Source organism: Hanamia caeni (assembly GCF_003721595.1).
GTDB lineage: Bacteria > Bacteroidota > Bacteroidia > Chitinophagales > Chitinophagaceae > Ginsengibacter > Ginsengibacter caeni.
This window is the reverse complement of sequence record NZ_RJJR01000009.1, coordinates 51,260-69,374: the sequence shown is the minus strand read 5'-3', so window position 1 is coordinate 69,374 and position 18,115 is coordinate 51,260. Positions and strand designations below refer to the sequence as shown.

The window sequence follows — 18,115 nt, the reverse complement described above, 5'->3', positions numbered from 1 at the left end:
GATATGATCGCACAGAAAATTAAATTACTGTACTTAAATTAATGCCGCTTTCTTTCACTAACGAATGGATTTATTGTAACATAGTCTGAGTCGTATTGCTATAATCACGAAGAATTATTTAAATATTTTCTTCTGCAGCTCCACTGAATTAAAATCCCTTTCTCCTGTTTTCTCCTGAAAAACTAATTACCAGGACATCTTGTTCTGTGAGAGACGGTAAAGAGCCAACAATCCATCTCCTTTGAAATTTTTTTATACAACCAACTTACCACCGCAACCAGGGAAGAAATCTCATTCTCTTCTTTCATCTAAAAATTCAATTTTATGCGACAAAATGATTCCAACTCAACAACAGATCGCCGCGGCTTTTTAGGAACATTAGCCATGGGCGCCGGTGCCATCGGCATTGCATCATTATCCCTGCCATTGCGCGTAGCTGCAGAATCCGGAAAATTATCTTTCCCGGCTGATGACGACCCGGATGCCTGGTTTAATAAAATAAACGGAAAGCACCGGATTGTGTTCGATGTTACTGCGCCTCATGAAATTTTCCCCTTTGCCTGGCCACGGGTTTTTATGATAACGAATGCGATGACAGGCACGCCTGAAAAAAATTGCAATGAGGTGGTCATACTGCGACACGAAGCCATCCCTTATGCCCTGGAAGACCGCTTGTGGGCAAAATACAAATTGGGGGAAATGTTTAAAATCACTGACCCGGCTACTTCTGCGCCTTCTGTGCGTAATATGTTCTGGAAGCCAAAGCCCGGTGATTTTTCAGTACCCGGAATTGGAAATGTCCAGATAGGAATTAATGAATTACAGGAAAGCGGCGCCATGTTTTGTGTATGTAATATGGCAATAACTGTTTTCAGTGCCGCCATTGCACAAGCGTCAAATACTGAGGCGGAGGAAGTTAAAAAAGACTTTCTTTCTGGCGTATTGCCCGATATACAGGTAGTTCCTTCGGGCGTTTGGGCGGTGGGCCGCGCACAGGAACATGAATGTGCCTATTGTTTTGTAGGATAAAAAATAAACGCAATGCAGCCGCGTAAAAATATTTTTATCACCCTGGCAACGGCGCTCTTCATGATTGTTCCCCTGTCTGTGACAAATTATTTTTGTCATTCTAAAAAAAGCGATACAAAAAATCCGAACTCTGTTATCGCTTTAAAAGAATGGAAGGCGCCGGATACCAGCCAGATTGGCCATACGGCGGAAGGCGATTTGATTCGATACGGAAGGACTTTGATAATACACACCGCTGATTTTTTCGGCCCGCGCGGCTCGATAGCTTCCATTTCTAACGGCATGAACTGTGGTAATTGTCATATTGATGCCGGAACCAGGATTTGGGGTAATAATTTTTCTATGGTAGCCTCTACCTATCCTCTTTATAGAAACAGAAGCGGCAAGATTGAGACGGTGGAAATGCGTATCAACGATTGTTTTGAGAGAAGCTTGAATGGAAAGAAGCTGGCTGATACGGTTAAAGAAATGAGGGCAATGATTGCCTATGTCAAATGGGTGGGAAAGGATGTTCGTAAAGGAGTTAAAACAAAAGGGGCCGGTGTAGAAAAACTTCCATTTTTGAGCCGGGCTGCCGATACGGCCAAAGGAAAAATTGTGTACCTGGCGATTTGCCAAAAATGTCACGGCAAAAACGGCGAAGGAAAATTAGCAGATAACGGGAAGGAATATTTGTATCCGCCATTGTGGGGCAAAAATAGCTATAATGTGGGCGCGGGGATGTATCAGCTTTCAAAATTCGCCGGCTACATAAAAAATAATATGCCATTTGGAACCACTTTTACCAATCCGCAACTCACTGTCGAGCAGGCCTGGGACGTGGCCGCATTTGTCAATACGCAACCGCGGCCCCCGAAAAATCTAAGCATGGATTGGCCTGATATAGCTGCAAAACCATTGGATTATCCATTCGGGCCGTATTCAGATAGTTTTTCAGAGAGACAGCATAAATATGGGCCTTTTGCACTCATTCGGCAATCGCATTAAAACAATATTCTTAAATTCTCATAAAAATTTCAATCAATTTAAATTTCATTTTTAAAATAGTCATCATGAAAAAAATAATCGTAATAGCAAGCTTTCTTACATTGCTTGCTGGTTTTTCAACCGCCCAAAACACAGATTACAATGTAGTTTTTGACTTCACCAGTAAAGACACTTTAAATCAACAATCCCTTATTCGCGAGATGAGTCTCATCAAAGCGGGCAACCCGGACGCAAAGATAGAAGCAGTGATTTATGGGCAGGGGCTCGGGCTTATAACAAAAGACGCGTCTACACAATCTGCCGAAATCCAAAAATTATTGTCCCTGAAGGATGTATCCATCAAAGTATGCGCAATGGCAATGAAAAGACAACAAATTGATGCCAGCCAATTGTTGCCGGGTGTGCAAATAGTGCCGGATGGCATCTATGAAATTATTTCAAAGCAGCGTGACGGATGGGGCTATATTAAAGTGGCGCGTTAATTACAATAATGCCGTGATCAGGCCAGCTTGCTTTTTAGACCGGTTGTATATTAGTAAGCTACGCTGACAGTGAACGAATAAATAGTTCGATTTTTATTCTATTTTCCGTTTTAATTAATAATGCTTTCAAATCGAAAACTTCTTTTTCTGTTGCGTCATTAAACTATGTATTAAAGTTCTTAAACCATTTGAAAGTTGACGTAGTTTATTTTACGGTCTCGTTTCTGACGTCTAGCAAAAAGTTGTCAGCGTTATATTTTTGACAGACAATACAGGAAACAAAAAATGGGACAAGTCGTTCATATTTTGACTTGTCCCATTTAGTGATCCGGCTGGGGCTCGAACCCAGGACCCCAACATTAAAAGTGTTGTGCTCTACCAACTGAGCTACCGAATCTTTAAAACCACCAACTATTTTTATTTCAACCGCTGGCCTCTTTTTAAAGGAGTGCAAAAATAAGAGAAAATAAGTTTGAACCAAAACTTTTAAAACATAAAAGGCAAACAACGTTTACGAGGATTGCTTCCGAAAATTTTAGAACGAGACAATCACCTCTTCATATTTTAGATTTTTATTTTTTATACAACTTATAATTAACTAATAATTGCACGCTTTTTGTGACTTTGGTTGCATGGCAAAGATTTTAATTTTAGACGATGATTTGGATCTTCTGAGCATTGTAAAATCTTTGCTTAAAAAGAAGGGCTTTGACGTATGGACTTTTGCAAATTGGCAAAAGGCCTGGGAAAGCATCAAGAATAATAAACCCAATTTGGTGCTTCTGGATGTTTTCCTAAAAGGAGGAGATGGCATTGACGTATGCAGAAAGATAAGGTCTACCGCTTCTACACGCAGAATGCCTATAATTATGTTTTCTTCGTATCCTAACTTTGCAGAAGTTGCTATTCATGAATTTGGTGCGGACGAGTTTATAGCAAAACCGTTCGAGTTGAATGAAATGGTTAATAAAATCAGGAATGTATTATCAGTAAAAAGTCTTGTAAACTAACCACGTCTGATAATTTCCCTAAGAAATTTCTTTGAGTAAAATATTTTCTATTGTGCTGCATGGCACAAAGAATGGCTTATGAGTAATTACCAGATTTAGTATATTTCCATTTACTGTATAATTGCCTTTAATCGTATTTGCAAAAACAGTTACCTCAAATTCTCCGGAATTTTCATCTCCTTTAAAAATTCCGTTTTGGCTTTCGATAGCGCTTTTTGCCTTTGTCAGGATGGCTTGTGCAGTGCCTGCGAAAGGTATGTTGATATTACAATCTGACATTTATGTGGATTTAAGTTGGGATGTACTCTGTGGAAAACAATACACAAAGGAATATAAAATATGTGAGGCTTAAAATTGTTCTAAAAATTTTTCAAAAAAATTTCAATACTGTTTTTTGCTATCTTTTTCATACCAGTTAAAAAATGTAGCATTGGCTTCTTTACGAAAAATATTAAATGCAGGTATTTTTCTTGCAGGTAAATCGGTACAGATTTCGTCATAAATCATAGAATCATCGAAACCAATTCTCGCTGCATCTTCTTTTGTATTCCCAAAATATATTGCTTTCGGGCGCGCCCAATAAATAGCGCCAAGGCACATGGGGCATGGCTCACAGGAAGTATAAACCTCACATTCCTCAAGTTGAAAAGAATTAAGATTTTTGCAAGCGTCCCGTATGGCTACTATTTCAGCATGGGCTGTTGGGTCATTGGTTGAAATTACTTTATTATAGCCCTTTCCAATAATTTTACCGTCTTTAACGATTACACAACCAAACGGGCCGCCTTCTCCTATTTCACTACCTGTTTCTGCCAGTGTTATGGCAGCTTTCATAAATTTTTCTTCGTTTGTCATTTAATATTTTCTATGGGTAAAGATAATATTTTAAGAATGATTTTGAACGTCAAGCACGGTAGTGCAATGGTTTGACAGTAAAGCTAAAAAAAAGTATATTTTTATTTTGATCGGATATTTATTCACATTATAGGGATCTTCTTTCCTCCATTTTTTAACATGGAAATTTTGGGATAAGATTTTCTTTGCTAATTTGTTATCTTATTTTTAATTCAAACGTGTTACTTTTAAACGAATCAAAGTAGAAAAGACATGGCCGGGCAAGGAGAAAATATTCTTTGTATTGATATAGGAGGTTCTCACATAAAAGGAACAGTAATAGATTATGATGGAGATTATCTTCATCCATATGAAAGAGAAGATACACCTTCTCCGCCTTCTCCGGAAAATATAGTAAAGTTGGTTGTTTCCCTGTCGCAGCGTTTTTCCCATTTTGACAAGGTAACTGCCGGATTTCCGGGTTATGTAAAACATGGGGTTGTAAAAACTGCTCCTAAGTTGGGAAATAAAATGTGGAAAGATTTTGATTTGCAGGAAGAATTAAAAAATAAATTGAAAAAGCCTACTTTAGTAATCAACGATGCAGATTTCCAGGGATTGAGTTTGGCGGAAGGGAACGGAGTTGAAATGTTAATTACTTTGGGAACCGGCTTTGGTTCAGCGCTTTTGCTTGATGGCATGCTGATGCCGCATCTCGAAATGTCGCAACATCCAATAACAAAAAATAAAAATTACAATGATTATCTTGGGCAGGCTGCTTTGGATAAAATAGGAGAGAAAAGGTGGAACAAAAGATTGGAAAAAGTTATTGGAATTTTAAAAGTAGTTTTCAATTATGATCATCTGTACATTAGCGGAGGCAGCGCTAAATTGATAGATTTTAAATTGGACCAAAATATTTCTGTTGTTGATAATCGTGAGGGTATTAAGGGTGGAATGATATTATGGAAACAATTTAACGAAGAATAAAAGTATATTATGAAAATAGGTATTGCCGCCGACCATGGCGGATTTGAATTAAAAAACACAACCAAAATTTTTTTGGAAAACAAAGGCTACGAAGTGCAAGACTATGGCGCCTATGAGCTGATGTCTACTGATGATTATCCTGATTTTATAATCCCGTTAGCGCGCGCAGTGGCCGCAGGAGAAGTTTTCAGGGGAATAGCAATTTGCGGCAGTGGAGTAGGAGCCTGCTTCGCTGCAAACAAAATAAATGGCATACGTGCAGCGCTGATTAATGATTATTTTTCCGCTCACCAGGGCGTGGAAGATGATGACATGAATTTGATTTGCCTCGGGGGAAGAGTGACCGGCTACGCAGCAGCCCAGGAATATATTACGGCATTTCTTGACGGAAAGTATATCGGCGCTGAAAGACATAAAAGGCGATTGGAAAAAGTGAAAGTGCTTGAAGAAAAAAAATCCTGAAACTACCATAACATTTTTATGCAACAAAAAATTAAAATTCTATTTTCAGATATTGGAGGTGTATTGCTTACCAACGGCTGGGGTCACGAATCAAGAATGGCCGCTGCTGAAAAGTTTAAAATTGATTATGAAGAAATGAACATTCTTCACAATTTCATTTTTAATGTTTATGAAATTGGAAAAATTTCATTGGACGATTATTTGAACACTGCAATATTTAATAAGCAAAGAGATTTTTCGAAGGAAGAGTTTATAAATTTTATGTATGAACAATCCCAGGTACTTGCAGATACACTTCCGTGGTTTATTGACTGGAAAAGAAAACATGAGCATGTTAAAATTATTTCTTTAAATAATGAACCCCGCGAATTGAATCAATACAGAATTCAAAAATTTAAGCTTCATGATTTTTTTGATGCTTTTGTGACTTCATGCGAAGTGGGCATGCGTAAACCCGATCCAGGTATTTACCTTCTTGGCCTTGGCATAGCGCAGGCGCGGCCGGAAGAATGCATTTATTTTGATGATCGGTATATGCTGGTGCAGGCTGCAAAAAAGACCGGTATCCAGGCCTTTCACCATACAAGTTTTGAAAATACCAGGAAAATTATGGAGTCTTTGGACTGGTAATATTTAATCCGAATAAAAAATCAATTATTTCCCGTTTTACTATCCGATGCCTGTAATTGCGGAGCGCTTTTTTTAATTGATAGCAATTATCCTTTACTTAAAGAACGGAAAACTTTAAACTCTTACTAATTCGAGCCGATTTTCATTATTTTATAAATATGCGGTCCGGATTCTCCTTCAATTCTTAAAATATACATTCCTGGAGTAAGATGACTGATCTTTAAAATTGTATTTCCAGATTGAATGATTTGGGTGAGGCATAATTTACCGCTGGCATCATACAGCTTGAGAACCCTTCCTACCACTTCGGAATCTATATTGGAATTTATATTTACAATGTTGATGGCAGGATTGGGGAAAAGTGAAATTTTCAATTTCCCGGTCTCCTTGGGAATTGGCGCCGCCTCAGCATTAGTGCTATCGCATTCAACTGAACCCAGGAAAGAATTTCTTGGCCCTCCTTCGTTAAACAAACTTCTCATTTTTTCTTTCTGATTAATGGTAAACAAGTTCATACATGCATCATTTGTAAAATCCATGTAATTCATAAACATATCCCCGGAGGCATTATTGGAGCAGGAAGAAAGGTGTGGAAATGAAGGGCATCCGGAATTGCTTCCCTGTTGCGGTGGCGTATCTGCTATTCCATCATCGCCACAATCGGTATCGCCCCAAAGATGTTGTAAACCAAGCCAATGGCCGATTTCATGAGTGGCAGTTCGTCCTTTATTAAAGGGAGCTACTACATTGCCAGTGGTTCCGAAGGCGCTGTAGTGTATTACTACGCCGTCTTTTTCGGCGGGGCTGCCGGGCAATACCGCATAGCCTAAAGTGCGGCCGAAAAGATTGCATACCCAAATATTAAGATATCGCGATGCATCCCAGGCATCATCGCCTCCCTGAGCGCTGAATTTCATTGCATCATCTGCAATAAACTGGGATTGAGTGGTGTATTTACGAATAATACCTGTTGTATATTTTCCTTTTGGATCCACCTTGGCAAGGCAAAATTGGATCCTGGTGTCAGCAGCAAAATTTTTAAATATTGCTGGTGTATTTACTGTATCAGCGTTCTGTCTTCTAAAATCTTTATTTAAAGATATTATCTGCGACCTCACCTGTTCATCACTGATATTTTGCTGGCTATTATTGTAAAGAACGTGCACCACCACTGGAATTTGAATGACTTCATTTGTAAGAAGTGCTCTTTTTGCGGTGTTAATCGTAGCAGTCCGTCTGGCTACAGAATTGACCTCCGAATTCTTTTGCGAATATTCCGGAGTAAGGCATCGTTGGGCATTTGCACCAAGACTGAACGAAATGGTAAATAGAATAAAAAAAAACTTCATGTATTCCCTTTGTAAACTCGAATTTTAAATGAATTACAATTTTGGGATTACATAGGCTTTGGGAAGGTTATTACAGGGGATATTAAATCAGGAATCTGACCAATGTAAAGCAATAAAAAACAAGAAAAACTGGTGTCTTTTGCGGTAACAAAGGTTTAGAGTACAAATAAAGAAAAAAAAATCCGTAGATGAAAGCTTTTTGGCGTTTATTTTCTCACAAAGATTTAGCATCACCGTTTTTCATGCTATTACCATAAGGGCTTACCTGAATAATAGTCGAGCACCTTGGCTCTCAAAACAAAATCATATTTGGAAGTAATGAGATTATTTTGAGCCCTGTTCAAATTATTTTTTGCGATAAGATAATCAACAGAAGTGATAGCGCCTGCATTAAACCGGACTTCTGCTGTGCGGAAAGACTCTTCGAACGCAGTTTCCTGTTGTAATAATAATTTATATTTATCTTCGGCTGAAGTAAGATTTACAAAAGCACGCTCAATAGCTTGCTGCAACTGAATCCTGGTATTTTGGTCAACATAAATATTATTTTTCAGATCCAATTTTGCTAATTTTACCTGGTTCCTGATTCGGCCTGCATTAAATAAAGGAATGGTTAATCCGACATTCACTGCTGAAAATACATTGTTGCTTAACTGGTCGCCGAAGCTTATTTTTTTTGAAATATAATTATCCTGCTTTTGAATTACGGGATATTGACTTCCATTCACATCCACATAATTAGAAGATGGCGATTCTGTAGAGTTCAGGAAATATTCGCGTGAGGCAACACTTGAGTAATTGGTATTAATACTCCCACTTAAAGAAAGCTTGGGAAATAATTCTCCTTTAATAGCGCTAATATTTTTCTCCGCGCTCTGCACCCGGAGATGAGTAGCCTGCACTTGTGCGAATTGCTTTAAGGCAATTTGATAAATATCATCAGGATTGCCGGAATACTCCATATTAAAATCCTCTGCCGGAATATTTTCAACTTCTAAATTCTTATCGTAAGGAATATTTAAAAGCTGTGAAAGATTAAGCTTAGTAGTAGCCAGATTATTTTTGTTGTCTGCAATAGATACCTCATCAGTAGCCAACTGTCCTTTCATATCATAGTAATCTGCTGGCAAAACAGCGCCTGATTGATTAAGGATCCCTAAACGCTCTACTTGTTTTTGAGTCACCAGCACCTGGTCTTGCGATTGCTTCAGCGTTTCCTCAGCGCTGAGCACCTGCAAATATGCCAAGATAATATTTATAGTCAGGTTATCTTTTGCCTGCTGCAGTTCCATTTGGGCAGCCTCGTAGCCAAGCTTGTTTGCTTTAACGAGGTTTTGTAAATAAAACCCATTGAACAAAAGCAGATTGCTACTTGCCCCGGAATTTGCATAGTTTACTTTTTGATCAATATATCCATTTGTAAACGGGTCAATACTGCGCCCAAAGTTTTTACCATAATTCACATTGGCATTTAAATCAGGAAGCATGTATTCTTTTGATTGGTTTAAATCTATACCTGCCTTTTTCATTAAAAGATCTGCCTGTAAAACATCAAGATTGTTCTTAATCCCTGTTTCCACCGCTTCTTTTAACGTCATTGAATGCTGGGCAAAGGCAGCCAAAGCGAAGAAGTAAAATATAATATTCAGAAAAATTGATTTCATATAATTCTTTATTTTGAAAATTCAAATTGCATTGGATAGGATACATGAGGAGTTATGTGCCGCTATTTTGTTTTTCAGATTCTATCCGTCCATCGAGCAGGTTGATGATACGGCTTCCATAATTGGCGTTTTTTTCGGAATGAGTTACCTGTATTATGCTAACTCCTTCATTATTTAATTCTTTAAACGAGTCCATAATTTCTTCGCCCTGCTTTGAATTCAAATTGCCTGTAGGTTCGTCTGCAAGAATTAATTTTGGCTTTACGATAAGTGCTCTGGCTATTCCAACCAACTGCTGCTGACCGCCGGATAGCTGAGTCGGAAAAAGGTCTTTTTTGCCCACAATCTGAAACCGATCAAGAATATCAGCTACCATTGATTTTCTTTCTGAGCTTTTAATATTTTGATACAGCAGAGGCGTTTCAATATTTTCATATACTGTTAATTCGTCAATAAGATGATAAGCCTGGAACACAAACCCGATATGAGTTTTAAAAAGTAATGAACGTTGTTTTTCTTTCATGTCAAAAACATTTTCACCCATAAAAGTATATTCACCTTCATTTGGCTCGTCTAACATTCCAATAACATTGAGCAAGGTGGATTTTCCTGACCCGGACGGGCCCATGATAGAAATAAATTCTCCTTCCGCTACATCAAGATTAATATCTTTTAAAACAAAAGTGCGGTTGATGCCATTATTATACCATTTGAAAATTTTCTTTAACGAAAGCATTTGTGTTGGGCTTTAAAGGATGATTTATTGAGTTGAGAAATTCTGCAATATTATTCGATTTAACTATAGTGGCATCAAATGATTTCCGCCTCTTATAATTTTTTGGGTTTCTACCTTCAAATTGATGCCATTATCTTACTAATTGTTTTTCAATATGATATGACCAACAAAAAAATGCGGGCTGTCCGATTTTGATACACTTTGTGTTCTTAATTGATACATCAGCATGGGCCAGGAGCGTCCCCCGTAGTAAACCCATAAATAATTGTTTTTCTTGTTTTGCAATTTCACAACTTATAATATCATTTAAGCAGATTCATTATTTTTATTTTTCAACATTCATTTATCTATGAAAGCCGCATCCATCCAGGAAATCAAAAAAGCGTTGTCAGATACAAATTCTAAAATACTTGTGGAATATTGCCTGCGGCTTGCGAAATATAAAAAGGAAAATAAAGAAATGCTTTCATTCCTGCTATTTGAAGCGGACGATGTTCCAAATTTTGTTAGTGACATAAAGAAAGAAACTGCGGAACAATTTCGGCAAATCAACAAATCCAATGTTTATTTCATAAAGAAAAGCGTGCGAAAAATTTTACGAGATGTCAATAAGCAGGTTCATTTCGTAATGTCAAGCCAGGCGGAATGCGAGTTGCTGATACATTTTTGCAATTGCTTTACTTTGCATTCTATCCCTGTTAGCAAAAGCAGGCAGCTTACGAATTTGTATCAAACCCAGCTAAAAAAAATCGAAAAAGCCCTAAGCAAATTACATCCGGATTTGCAATATGACTTGAAAAAGCAATTGATGAAACCATTGATTTAAAAAATATTTTCCTCGTGATGAAGACTAAGAATCAAGCGCCCGGAGTATAAAATTTAATGTTACCCATTGAATGTAATAAAAATGTTAAAAAAAGGAACGATTGTTGTAAATTGATTTCTGAACGAATAATTAATAAATCATTTAAAAACACATCATTATGAGCACAAAAAAAATTGTTTCTTTTTTGTTGATCGCTTTTAGCGTAACTTTTATTACCCCTGCGATGGCAAAAGATGTTACTCCAATTAAGACCGAAGTTCCAAAAGAAGTTCGGGCTCAGCAAATTGAGCACAGGCTAATTGAAATTCGTGATATGGATAGAAGTTCGTTATCCAGGACCGAAAAAAAGGAATTGAGAAAAGAGGTGAAAAGTTTAAAAAAAGAAGCCGCCTCTCAAGGTGTTTATCTTTCCATTGGTGCAATCATCATTATCATTTTGCTCTTGATTCTTTTGTTATAATATGGGCTTAAAAAAAAATGCCCTCCTGGAACGGAGGGCATTTCTTTCAACAAAATTAAAACCTAAATTAACTCAGGAATTTTGTGAGACAGGCGCGCTCATAACAGCGGATGAAATATCTGCAGAAACCGGAGCACTATTTACCAGCTCCTTTTTTTCAGAATCTTTTTCTTTCATTCCCGCTTCTATTTCGTTCTTCACGTGTTCTTTTGCATCATTAAATTCTCTTACGCCTTTACCAATTCCCCGCATTAAATCCGGAATTTTTTTACCTCCAAAAAATAGCAAAATCACTAATAGAATTAACAACCATTCGGATTCTCCGGGCATTGATAAAAGAAATACAGGTTTCAGAAAAATGCTTAACATGATAGATAGTTTAGTTTGAAATACAAAAACAAAATTACCAGAATCTGTATTAGTGCATTGTAAATTTTCCTTTACAATCCTACCAGGTTCAAATTGGAAAAAAATTTCTAATATGAGATATGTTGCTGTAAAAGGATACTCACATCTCTATCGGATTAAGAGCAAGTTCTCAAATATCGCCGAATAGTAAAATGATTTTTAGGGAAGATTTTTGTGTTACTTATTTATTTAGTAGAAACGCTTTTAAATCTTCATAGTCCGGTTCCATAGAAATGCTTAATTTTTCTTTACCCAATATATTCCTGACGCTTTCAGGGATTGGAATTTGTTCATGAATTACGGGCTCTACCACATCAAAAAATTTAACAGGATGTGCAGTTTCCAAAAAGTAGCCTTTATTGTCCGGATGAATTTTCAAGTAATTTTTTAAAGCAAAATAACCAACTGCACCGTGGGGATCCAGTAAATATTTGTGTTCATTGTAAACCTGGCTTATAGTTGTCCGTGTTTCTTCATCAGAAATACTTACACTGCTCAGCATCTTCGCCAGAGAATGGAACTTATGATGAAACAATTCTAAGATTCTTACAAAATTGCTTGGGTCGCCAACATCCATAGCATTTGAGATTGTGGCCACCGCTTTTTTAGGCTGATAAATTTGAGTTGATAAAAAGTCGGGAATGACTTTGTTGGAATTACAGGCAGCGATAAAATGCTGAACAGGCAAGCCGGACGCATAGGCCAGAATTCCCGCGCAGATATTTCCAAAATTTCCGCTGGGAACACAAATCACCGGTGGAGTATTTTTATCAATCCATTGTTTCCAGGCAAATAAATAATAAAACTGCTGTGGCAGCCATCGGGCAACATTTATCGAATTGGCAGAGGTTAAAAATAATGACTCGTTTAATTGCTTATCCGCAAATGCCCGCTTTACCAATTGCTGGCAATCGTCAAAATTTCCATTGATTTCAATGGCTGAAATATTATTTCCCAAAGTAACCAATTGCTTTTCCTGTACGCTGCTTACTTTTCCTGAAGGGTATAATATTACCACTTCCACGCCGTCTACATTAAAGAACCCATTTGCTACTGCGCCCCCGGTATCGCCGGAAGTTGCAACAAGTACGGTGACTTTTTTATCATTATTTTTCACAAAATATCCAAGGCACCGGCTCATAAATCTGGCGCCAATATCTTTAAAAGCCAAGGTAGGGCCATGATACAATTCCAGGGAAAAAACATTATCACTAACAGGTTTTAGAGGAATATCAAAGTTGATAGTTTCAGTAACAATTTGTTTTAGAATTTCATTCGGAATTTCATCAGCGATATAAGGCTCAATTATTCGAAACGCAATTTCTTCGTTGGAATAATTTTGAATGTCCTTAAAAAAAGCAGCAGGCTGGGCCGGGATTATTTCGGGAAAATACAGTCCTTTATCGGGCGCCAAACCTTTAATCGTGGCTTCTTTAAAACTTACTGAAGGAGCGGATTTATTCAGGCTATAATATTTCATTGATTTATATTCTTTACTCAGAAAACTTTTCGTTATTCTACAATTTTTACTCCTGTAGTATTTATTGATGTAACATAGGTTTTATAATCTACGCCGATTCTTTCATAAATCCCAGACATGATTTTTTCGACTTTGAGTGCAGTTTCTTCAGTTTTGTTCACCATAAAAATGGACGGTCCTGAACCGGAAATGCCTCCTCCAAGACTTCCGGCTTCCCTGCACGATTCTTTTATTTCATCAAATCCGGGAATCAAAATACTTCGTATGGGTTCTATAATCACATCTTCCAGAGATCTCCCAATCAATTCAAAATCATTGTTCATAAAGCCCATCACGAGGCCGCCAATATTTCCCCATTGTCTTATCGCATCTTTTAGTTGCACCGTTTTTCTTAAAATCTGCCGTGAATCAGAAGTGCGCACTTCGATTTGGGGATGAACAATCGTAATAAAAAGCGGGGGAACATTCAAAGGAATAATATCCAGGGGGAAAATTGAACGAATCAAAGTAACGCCTCCGTATATGCAAGGTGATACGTTGTCAGCATGTTTTACCCCACCTGCAATTTTTTCTCCATTCATTGCAAATCGCACCAGGTCTTCCTTTGAAAAAATATATCCCAATAAATGATTGGCAGCTACCACTGCGCCGGCGGAACTCGCCGCACTTGAGCCCAAACCGCTGCCCGGTTTTATATTTTTGTGAATGGTTAAATTAAAGCCCACTGGCTTATTGTATTCTTCCATCAGCGACTGGAGCGCCACACCTGAAACATTTTGTTCGGGTTCTTCAGGCAGTTCAAATTCATCCGTATGTACGATGGTTATTCCCGGCTCATCCTTAAAGGCCAAAGTCATTTCATCATAAGGCTCCTTTAGCGCCATACCCAGGATGTCGAATCCGCAAACGAGATTGGCAATGGTAGCCGGCGCCAATACCTTAATTTCTTTCATTTGTTTTTAATTTTAAATCCGAACGGCTCTTATAATATCTGCAAATACGCCAGATGCCGTAACATCGGCGCCAGCACCAGCGCCTTTTACTACCAGTGGTTGACCGGTGTAGCGCTGTGTATAAAATGCAACTACATTATCTTTCCCGTATAAATGGTAAAAATCGTGATCGGAACCAATTTGTTTTAAACCTACGCTGGCCTTTCCGTTTTCATATGTGGCAACAAATTTTAATTTTTTGCCTGACTTATTTGCCTCATCAACTATGTTTTTAAAATGCGATTCATGTTTTTCCATGCATTTATAAAAATCTTCTACAGTTCCTTCCATGCATTCGGCAGGCATAAAAGCATTATTGGTAACATCTTCCATTTCAATTTTTTCACCGGATTCCCTTGCCAATATCATTATTTTTCTGACCACATCAATGCCGCTTAAATCAAGCCGCGGATCAGGTTCTGTATATCCTTCCGCCTGTGCCTGCCTTACTACTTGTGAAAAGGATGTTACTCCATCATAATTATTAAATACAAAATTAAGTGTGCCGCTTAAAACTGCTTCAATCTTATTGACTTTATCTCCGCTTAATATCAGGTCGTTTAAAGTTCCGATCACGGGTAATCCGGCTCCTACATTAGTTTCAAAAAGAAATTGAACATTGAATTCACGCGCACGGTTTTTCAATTTTTCATAATAACTGTAAGAGGAAGAGGCTGCAATTTTATTGCATGCCACAATGGATACGCTTTTTTGCAGGATTTCATCATAATGCTCTGCAACGTCCTTATTTGCTGTGACGTCAACAAAAACTGAATTACGGAAATTTTTAGTTTTGATTGAATTTACAAATTGGGCCAGATTCATGTCATCTGCAGCCGGTAATTGTTCCCGCCAATTTTTCAAATCAATTCCATTATCATTGAAAAGCATTTTTTTGCTATTGGCAATTCCGGCCACCCTAATAGATAAGCGCAAATTTTCCTTAAGATAAATATGCTGTTGCAATAATTGGGAAAGCAGCCGTGAGCCAACGTTTCCAACACCCGCCACAAATAAATTTACCTGCTTAAAAGCAGTCTCAAAAAACTCTTCATGAAGTACATTTACTGCTTTCTTTACATCATTAAATGATATAACGGCAGAAATATTTCTTTCAGAAGAGCCTTGTGAAATTGCCCGTACATTAATACCGTTCCGGCCTAAAGCGCTAAACATTTTGCCGCTGATGCCGGGATGGCTTTTCATTTTATCACCCACCAAAGCTATAATTGCAAGTTCTTTTTCGATTATGAGAGGATCTACTTTTAGCCTTTCAATTTCAAAACTGAATTCGTTATCAACTGCATTTTTCGCTTTTTCGGCAAAGGCATCTTCAATACTCACACAAATAGAATGCTCCGATGAGCTTTGCGTAATAAGAATTACGTTTATTTGTTCGTTTGCCAGTGTTTCAAACAATCTTTTTGAAAAACCAGGTACACCGGCCATGCCACTACCTTCGAGGCTAAGCAATGCAATTTTGTTGATGCTCGAAATTCCCCGCACTCCACTTCCGTTTTTGTGATCTGATACGTTTTCGATGAGCGTGCCATGGTGGTCAGGAGAAAACGTACTCTTTATCCAAACAGGAATATTTTTTCTCATGACCGGTTGTATAGTAGGAGGGTACACCACTTTAGCGCCAAAATGTGAAAGCTCCATGGCTTCGCGGTATAATACTTTCGGGATAATTTTAGCATTAGAAACCAGCCTTGGATCAGCTGTCATCATGCCACTTACGTCAGTCCATATTTCCAGCGCCTTTGCATCAAGTGCTGCCGCTATGATGGCTGCAGTAAAATCTGAACCGCCTCTTCCTAATGTGGTTGTAATTCCTTTTTGGTCTGATGCAATAAACCCAGGCACAAGAAAAAAAGAATGGTTACTTTCAGAAAACGCTGACTCAATTTTGGCATTAGAAATATCAAAATTTACAATAGCGTGCTCAAAATTTGAATTGGTAATAATAATTTTTCTTGCATCTACCCATTTATTCTTTAGTCCAATTGATTCAAATTTTGCGGAAATAATTTGAGAAGATAGTAGCTCGCCATAGCTCATAATGCGGTCTTTCGTTCTTGAAGTTACCTCTTGCAGCAAAAAAACCCCGTTGCAGATATCTTCTATTTCATTACAATGCTGCTTTACCATACTTAAAACACGGCTCTGTTTAGATACCGGAATTAGTTGTTTTGTCAATTCCAGATGGCGGGTTTCAATTTTTTTCAATTGCTGTTTGTATTCATCATTTCCCTCAGAGGCGAGAATAACACTATTTAGAAGTGCATCTGTTATACCTCCCAGCGCCGAAACCACCACGATTAACCTTTCATTATTTAAACGATTTTGTAAAATGCTGACAATCTTGTTGATGTTTTCTGCATTTGCAACCGATGATCCACCAAATTTTAAAACACGCATATTTTATGACTAATTGATTTGTTAATTGAATATTCTATTCAGGGATAGCGAAAAGCCCAATGGATAGTATGGAAATCTGCAACCCTTAACGGGTTGTAATTATGGTAATTACCGGAATGCAAGAGGAAGCTAAAGCAGAAGAATCGTTATAAAAATAGATACTGTTCATTTCTTATAAATAGGCACCGAAGGTAATATTTAAAATTAAAGAAATTTAAAAAATAATTTTTACCCAGGAAATAAAGTATAAATTTGTACTTAGTTATAAAAAAAACTATACTATGTCAAAAAGCAAAAATAAGCAATATCCGGGGCCAGACGAAGAAAACGACCTTCCGGTAAATATGGTCAATGAACCTGCGCAAGGATTCTCAAACACATATCGTTTTGATATAATTCTTCCGAATGCTTCCAATAAGCCAGAAAGCCAGTTGACAGGTTTTGAAAAAATGCATATTGTTCGTGATGGTGTCAGCAAAAGCGATCTTGAGTTATTAAAACGGAAAACCGCATTGGATTATACTATGCTGGCAAAGGCTCTTTCTGTTACCCGTGCAACGCTCATCAACAAAAAGAAAAATGAGAAGTTCAATGCAGGGTTAAGTGAAAAGATATTAGGAATGGCCGACTTGTATTCGTATGGATTTGAAGTTTTTGAAGACGAGGATCGTTTCACTCAATGGATGTCTAAACCTAATAAAGCGCTGGGTGGGCAGACTCCGTATGATTTAATTGATAATCAATTTGGCCGTGAAGAGGTTAAAAATTTAATTGGACGAATTGATTATGGAGTTTATTCCTAATCGTATTTAGAGTTAATTACATGATAGTTTATAGGGTGGGCAGAACAAAGCATTCCAGGGATTTATCAGGCGAGGGCGCTAAAATTAATGGTGGCAGATGGAATAGAAAAGGGATTCCGTGCGTGTATACTTCAGAAAGCCGCGCTCTGTCGCTTCTTGAGTATACTGTGAATGTGAACATAGAAGAAATTCCGCGGGCATTAAGTATGGCTTCTATTGAAATTCCTGATTCGGATATTTTGGTATTGCAAGCATCATCGCTGCCCGGCGATTGGAAGGCAGTGCCGGCGCCATCTTCAACAAAGGACTTTGGAAGCCGGCTTCTGCAAACATCCGGTAAGTCAGTACTAAAAATTCCTTCATCAATTCTTGACCAGGAATATAACTATATTTTAAATCCTTTAATTACACCAAATCTTTTTAAAATAATTGAAATAAAGGATCTGGTGTATGATGTTCGAATAAAAATTGTTTGATAATTACTTTTAAACCGCAATTGAAAGAAGTAAATAACATAGTAAAGCAATTAATAAACAGAAATTCTATTTTGGT

General features: G+C 37.6%; 20 protein-coding genes and 1 tRNA gene. 11 read left to right on the top strand and 10 right to left on the bottom strand.

Annotated features, from left to right (window positions below; genetic code table 11):
* Positions 1 to 324: 324 nt before the first annotated feature.
* The 3 genes from EFY79_RS11945 to EFY79_RS11935 all read left to right on the top strand — a co-directional run bounded on the left by EFY79_RS11945 (position 325) and on the right by EFY79_RS11935 (position 2,498).
* Positions 325 to 1,029 (top strand): twin-arginine translocation signal domain-containing protein, encoded by a 705-nt coding sequence (locus tag EFY79_RS11945; protein WP_123120948.1) that lies wholly within the window; start codon positions 325 to 327, stop codon positions 1,027 to 1,029.
* Positions 1,030 to 1,041: 12 nt separating this feature from the next.
* Positions 1,042 to 2,016 carry a c-type cytochrome gene (locus EFY79_RS11940; RefSeq protein ID WP_123120947.1) on the top strand — a complete coding sequence of 325 codons (975 nt, stop codon included), beginning with the start codon at positions 1,042 to 1,044 and terminating at the stop codon, positions 2,014 to 2,016.
* Between the two features lie 65 nt (positions 2,017 to 2,081).
* Positions 2,082 to 2,498, top strand: coding sequence for a DsrE family protein (locus EFY79_RS11935; protein WP_123120946.1), 417 nt, complete (start codon positions 2,082 to 2,084; stop codon positions 2,496 to 2,498).
* 324 nt (positions 2,499 to 2,822) lie between these two features.
* On the opposite strand, the gene EFY79_RS11930 is transcribed toward EFY79_RS11935, so the two are convergent.
* Positions 2,823 to 2,895: transfer RNA gene (locus tag EFY79_RS11930), tRNA-Lys, on the bottom strand.
* Between the two features lie 235 nt (positions 2,896 to 3,130).
* Here EFY79_RS11930 and EFY79_RS11925 point away from each other — a divergent pair.
* On the top strand, positions 3,131 to 3,508 hold the full coding sequence (locus EFY79_RS11925) for a response regulator (RefSeq protein WP_123120945.1): 378 nt from the start codon (positions 3,131 to 3,133) through the stop codon (positions 3,506 to 3,508).
* Between the two features lie 18 nt (positions 3,509 to 3,526).
* Here EFY79_RS11925 and EFY79_RS11920 read toward each other — a convergent pair whose 3' ends face one another.
* Positions 3,527 to 3,787 (bottom strand): hypothetical protein, encoded by a 261-nt coding sequence (locus EFY79_RS11920; protein ID WP_123120944.1) that lies wholly within the window; start codon positions 3,785 to 3,787, stop codon positions 3,527 to 3,529.
* 102 nt (positions 3,788 to 3,889) lie between these two features.
* A complete protein-coding gene (locus EFY79_RS11915) occupies positions 3,890 to 4,363 on the bottom strand; it encodes a nucleoside deaminase (RefSeq protein WP_123120943.1) in 474 nt (157 codons plus the stop codon).
* Positions 4,364 to 4,615: 252 nt separating this feature from the next.
* On the opposite strand from EFY79_RS11915, the gene EFY79_RS11910 reads away from it, so the two are divergent.
* The 3 genes from EFY79_RS11910 to EFY79_RS11900 are packed head-to-tail and all read left to right on the top strand — an operon-like array spanning position 4,616 to position 6,424.
* Complete coding sequence (locus tag EFY79_RS11910) at positions 4,616 to 5,332, top strand: ROK family protein (RefSeq protein WP_123120942.1); 717 nt, start codon at positions 4,616 to 4,618, stop codon at positions 5,330 to 5,332.
* A gap of 9 nt (positions 5,333 to 5,341) precedes the next feature.
* Positions 5,342 to 5,794, top strand: coding sequence for an RpiB/LacA/LacB family sugar-phosphate isomerase (locus tag EFY79_RS11905; RefSeq protein ID WP_123120941.1), 453 nt, complete (start codon positions 5,342 to 5,344; stop codon positions 5,792 to 5,794).
* A gap of 18 nt (positions 5,795 to 5,812) precedes the next feature.
* Complete coding sequence (locus EFY79_RS11900) at positions 5,813 to 6,424, top strand: HAD family hydrolase (RefSeq protein WP_123120940.1); 612 nt, start codon at positions 5,813 to 5,815, stop codon at positions 6,422 to 6,424.
* A gap of 125 nt (positions 6,425 to 6,549) precedes the next feature.
* Here the strand turns inward: EFY79_RS11900 and EFY79_RS11895 are convergent, their stop codons facing one another.
* The 3 genes from EFY79_RS11895 to EFY79_RS11885 form a co-directional block, all read right to left on the bottom strand.
* Entirely contained in the window at positions 6,550 to 7,773 is a 1,224-nt protein-coding gene (locus EFY79_RS11895; RefSeq protein ID WP_123120939.1) for a M43 family zinc metalloprotease, read from the bottom strand.
* 248 nt (positions 7,774 to 8,021) lie between these two features.
* Positions 8,022 to 9,437 (bottom strand): TolC family protein, encoded by a 1,416-nt coding sequence (locus tag EFY79_RS11890; protein ID WP_123120938.1) that lies wholly within the window; start codon positions 9,435 to 9,437, stop codon positions 8,022 to 8,024.
* Positions 9,438 to 9,489: 52 nt separating this feature from the next.
* Positions 9,490 to 10,173, bottom strand: coding sequence for an ABC transporter ATP-binding protein (locus EFY79_RS11885; RefSeq protein ID WP_123120937.1), 684 nt, complete (start codon positions 10,171 to 10,173; stop codon positions 9,490 to 9,492).
* A 349-nt stretch (positions 10,174 to 10,522) separates the two neighbouring features.
* Between EFY79_RS11885 and EFY79_RS11880 the strand changes: the two genes are divergently transcribed.
* Together EFY79_RS11880 and EFY79_RS11875 are read left to right on the top strand one after the other, a co-directional pair.
* Entirely contained in the window at positions 10,523 to 10,999 is a 477-nt protein-coding gene (locus tag EFY79_RS11880) for a hypothetical protein (protein WP_123120936.1), read from the top strand.
* A gap of 157 nt (positions 11,000 to 11,156) precedes the next feature.
* Complete coding sequence (locus EFY79_RS11875) at positions 11,157 to 11,459, top strand: large conductance mechanosensitive channel protein MscL (RefSeq protein WP_123120935.1); 303 nt, start codon at positions 11,157 to 11,159, stop codon at positions 11,457 to 11,459.
* 72 nt (positions 11,460 to 11,531) lie between these two features.
* Here the strand turns inward: EFY79_RS11875 and EFY79_RS11870 are convergent, their stop codons facing one another.
* The 4 genes from EFY79_RS11870 to thrA all read right to left on the bottom strand — a co-directional run bounded on the left by EFY79_RS11870 (position 11,532) and on the right by thrA (position 16,760).
* Positions 11,532 to 11,828 (bottom strand): Sec-independent protein translocase subunit TatA/TatB, encoded by a 297-nt coding sequence (locus EFY79_RS11870; protein ID WP_233577988.1) that lies wholly within the window; start codon positions 11,826 to 11,828, stop codon positions 11,532 to 11,534.
* 220 nt (positions 11,829 to 12,048) lie between these two features.
* Entirely contained in the window at positions 12,049 to 13,347 is a 1,299-nt protein-coding gene (gene thrC, locus EFY79_RS11865; RefSeq protein ID WP_123120934.1) for a threonine synthase, read from the bottom strand.
* Between the two features lie 32 nt (positions 13,348 to 13,379).
* Positions 13,380 to 14,300: a homoserine kinase gene (locus EFY79_RS11860; protein ID WP_123120933.1), complete on the bottom strand. Its 921-nt coding sequence runs from the start codon at positions 14,298 to 14,300 to the stop codon at positions 13,380 to 13,382.
* Positions 14,301 to 14,312: 12 nt separating this feature from the next.
* Entirely contained in the window at positions 14,313 to 16,760 is a 2,448-nt protein-coding gene (gene thrA, locus EFY79_RS11855; RefSeq protein WP_123120932.1) for a bifunctional aspartate kinase/homoserine dehydrogenase I, read from the bottom strand.
* A gap of 281 nt (positions 16,761 to 17,041) precedes the next feature.
* Between thrA and parS the strand changes: the two genes are divergently transcribed.
* Both parS and EFY79_RS11845 read left to right on the top strand, forming a co-directional pair.
* The gene (gene parS / locus EFY79_RS11850; protein WP_123120931.1) at positions 17,042 to 17,563 is read left to right on the top strand and encodes a type II RES/Xre toxin-antitoxin system antitoxin; all 522 of its coding nucleotides are present in this window, start codon (positions 17,042 to 17,044) and stop codon (positions 17,561 to 17,563) included.
* A gap of 20 nt (positions 17,564 to 17,583) precedes the next feature.
* Complete coding sequence (locus EFY79_RS11845) at positions 17,584 to 18,039, top strand: RES family NAD+ phosphorylase (RefSeq protein WP_123120930.1); 456 nt, start codon at positions 17,584 to 17,586, stop codon at positions 18,037 to 18,039.
* Positions 18,040 to 18,115: the final 76 nt, after the last annotated feature.

Excerpts from the sequence above, each read along its gene's own strand:
- EFY79_RS11845 (WP_123120930.1), top strand. The coding sequence starts at position 17,584 with ATGATAGTTTATAGGGTGGGCAGAACAAAGCATTCCAGGGATTTATCA.
- EFY79_RS11915 (WP_123120943.1), bottom strand. The coding sequence starts at position 4,363 with ATGACAAACGAAGAAAAATTTATGAAAGCTGCCATAACACTGGCAGAA.
- EFY79_RS11890 (WP_123120938.1), bottom strand. The coding sequence starts at position 9,437 with ATGAAATCAATTTTTCTGAATATTATATTTTACTTCTTCGCTTTGGCT.
- EFY79_RS11945 (WP_123120948.1), top strand. The coding sequence starts at position 325 with ATGCGACAAAATGATTCCAACTCAACAACAGATCGCCGCGGCTTTTTA.
- thrA (WP_123120932.1), bottom strand. The coding sequence starts at position 16,760 with ATGCGTGTTTTAAAATTTGGTGGATCATCGGTTGCAAATGCAGAAAAC.
- thrC (WP_123120934.1), bottom strand. The coding sequence starts at position 13,347 with ATGAAATATTATAGCCTGAATAAATCCGCTCCTTCAGTAAGTTTTAAA.
- EFY79_RS11870 (WP_233577988.1), bottom strand. The coding sequence starts at position 11,828 with ATGTTAAGCATTTTTCTGAAACCTGTATTTCTTTTATCAATGCCCGGA.
- EFY79_RS11875 (WP_123120935.1), top strand. The coding sequence starts at position 11,157 with ATGAGCACAAAAAAAATTGTTTCTTTTTTGTTGATCGCTTTTAGCGTA.
- EFY79_RS11925 (WP_123120945.1), top strand. The coding sequence starts at position 3,131 with ATGGCAAAGATTTTAATTTTAGACGATGATTTGGATCTTCTGAGCATT.
- EFY79_RS11940 (WP_123120947.1), top strand. The coding sequence starts at position 1,042 with ATGCAGCCGCGTAAAAATATTTTTATCACCCTGGCAACGGCGCTCTTC.
- EFY79_RS11880 (WP_123120936.1), top strand. The coding sequence starts at position 10,523 with ATGAAAGCCGCATCCATCCAGGAAATCAAAAAAGCGTTGTCAGATACA.
- EFY79_RS11895 (WP_123120939.1), bottom strand. The coding sequence starts at position 7,773 with ATGAAGTTTTTTTTTATTCTATTTACCATTTCGTTCAGTCTTGGTGCA.
- EFY79_RS11860 (WP_123120933.1), bottom strand. The coding sequence starts at position 14,300 with ATGAAAGAAATTAAGGTATTGGCGCCGGCTACCATTGCCAATCTCGTT.
- EFY79_RS11905 (WP_123120941.1), top strand. The coding sequence starts at position 5,342 with ATGAAAATAGGTATTGCCGCCGACCATGGCGGATTTGAATTAAAAAAC.
- parS (WP_123120931.1), top strand. The coding sequence starts at position 17,042 with ATGTCAAAAAGCAAAAATAAGCAATATCCGGGGCCAGACGAAGAAAAC.
- EFY79_RS11885 (WP_123120937.1), bottom strand. The coding sequence starts at position 10,173 with ATGCTTTCGTTAAAGAAAATTTTCAAATGGTATAATAATGGCATCAAC.
- EFY79_RS11920 (WP_123120944.1), bottom strand. The coding sequence starts at position 3,787 with ATGTCAGATTGTAATATCAACATACCTTTCGCAGGCACTGCACAAGCC.
- EFY79_RS11900 (WP_123120940.1), top strand. The coding sequence starts at position 5,813 with ATGCAACAAAAAATTAAAATTCTATTTTCAGATATTGGAGGTGTATTG.
- EFY79_RS11910 (WP_123120942.1), top strand. The coding sequence starts at position 4,616 with ATGGCCGGGCAAGGAGAAAATATTCTTTGTATTGATATAGGAGGTTCT.
- EFY79_RS11935 (WP_123120946.1), top strand. The coding sequence starts at position 2,082 with ATGAAAAAAATAATCGTAATAGCAAGCTTTCTTACATTGCTTGCTGGT.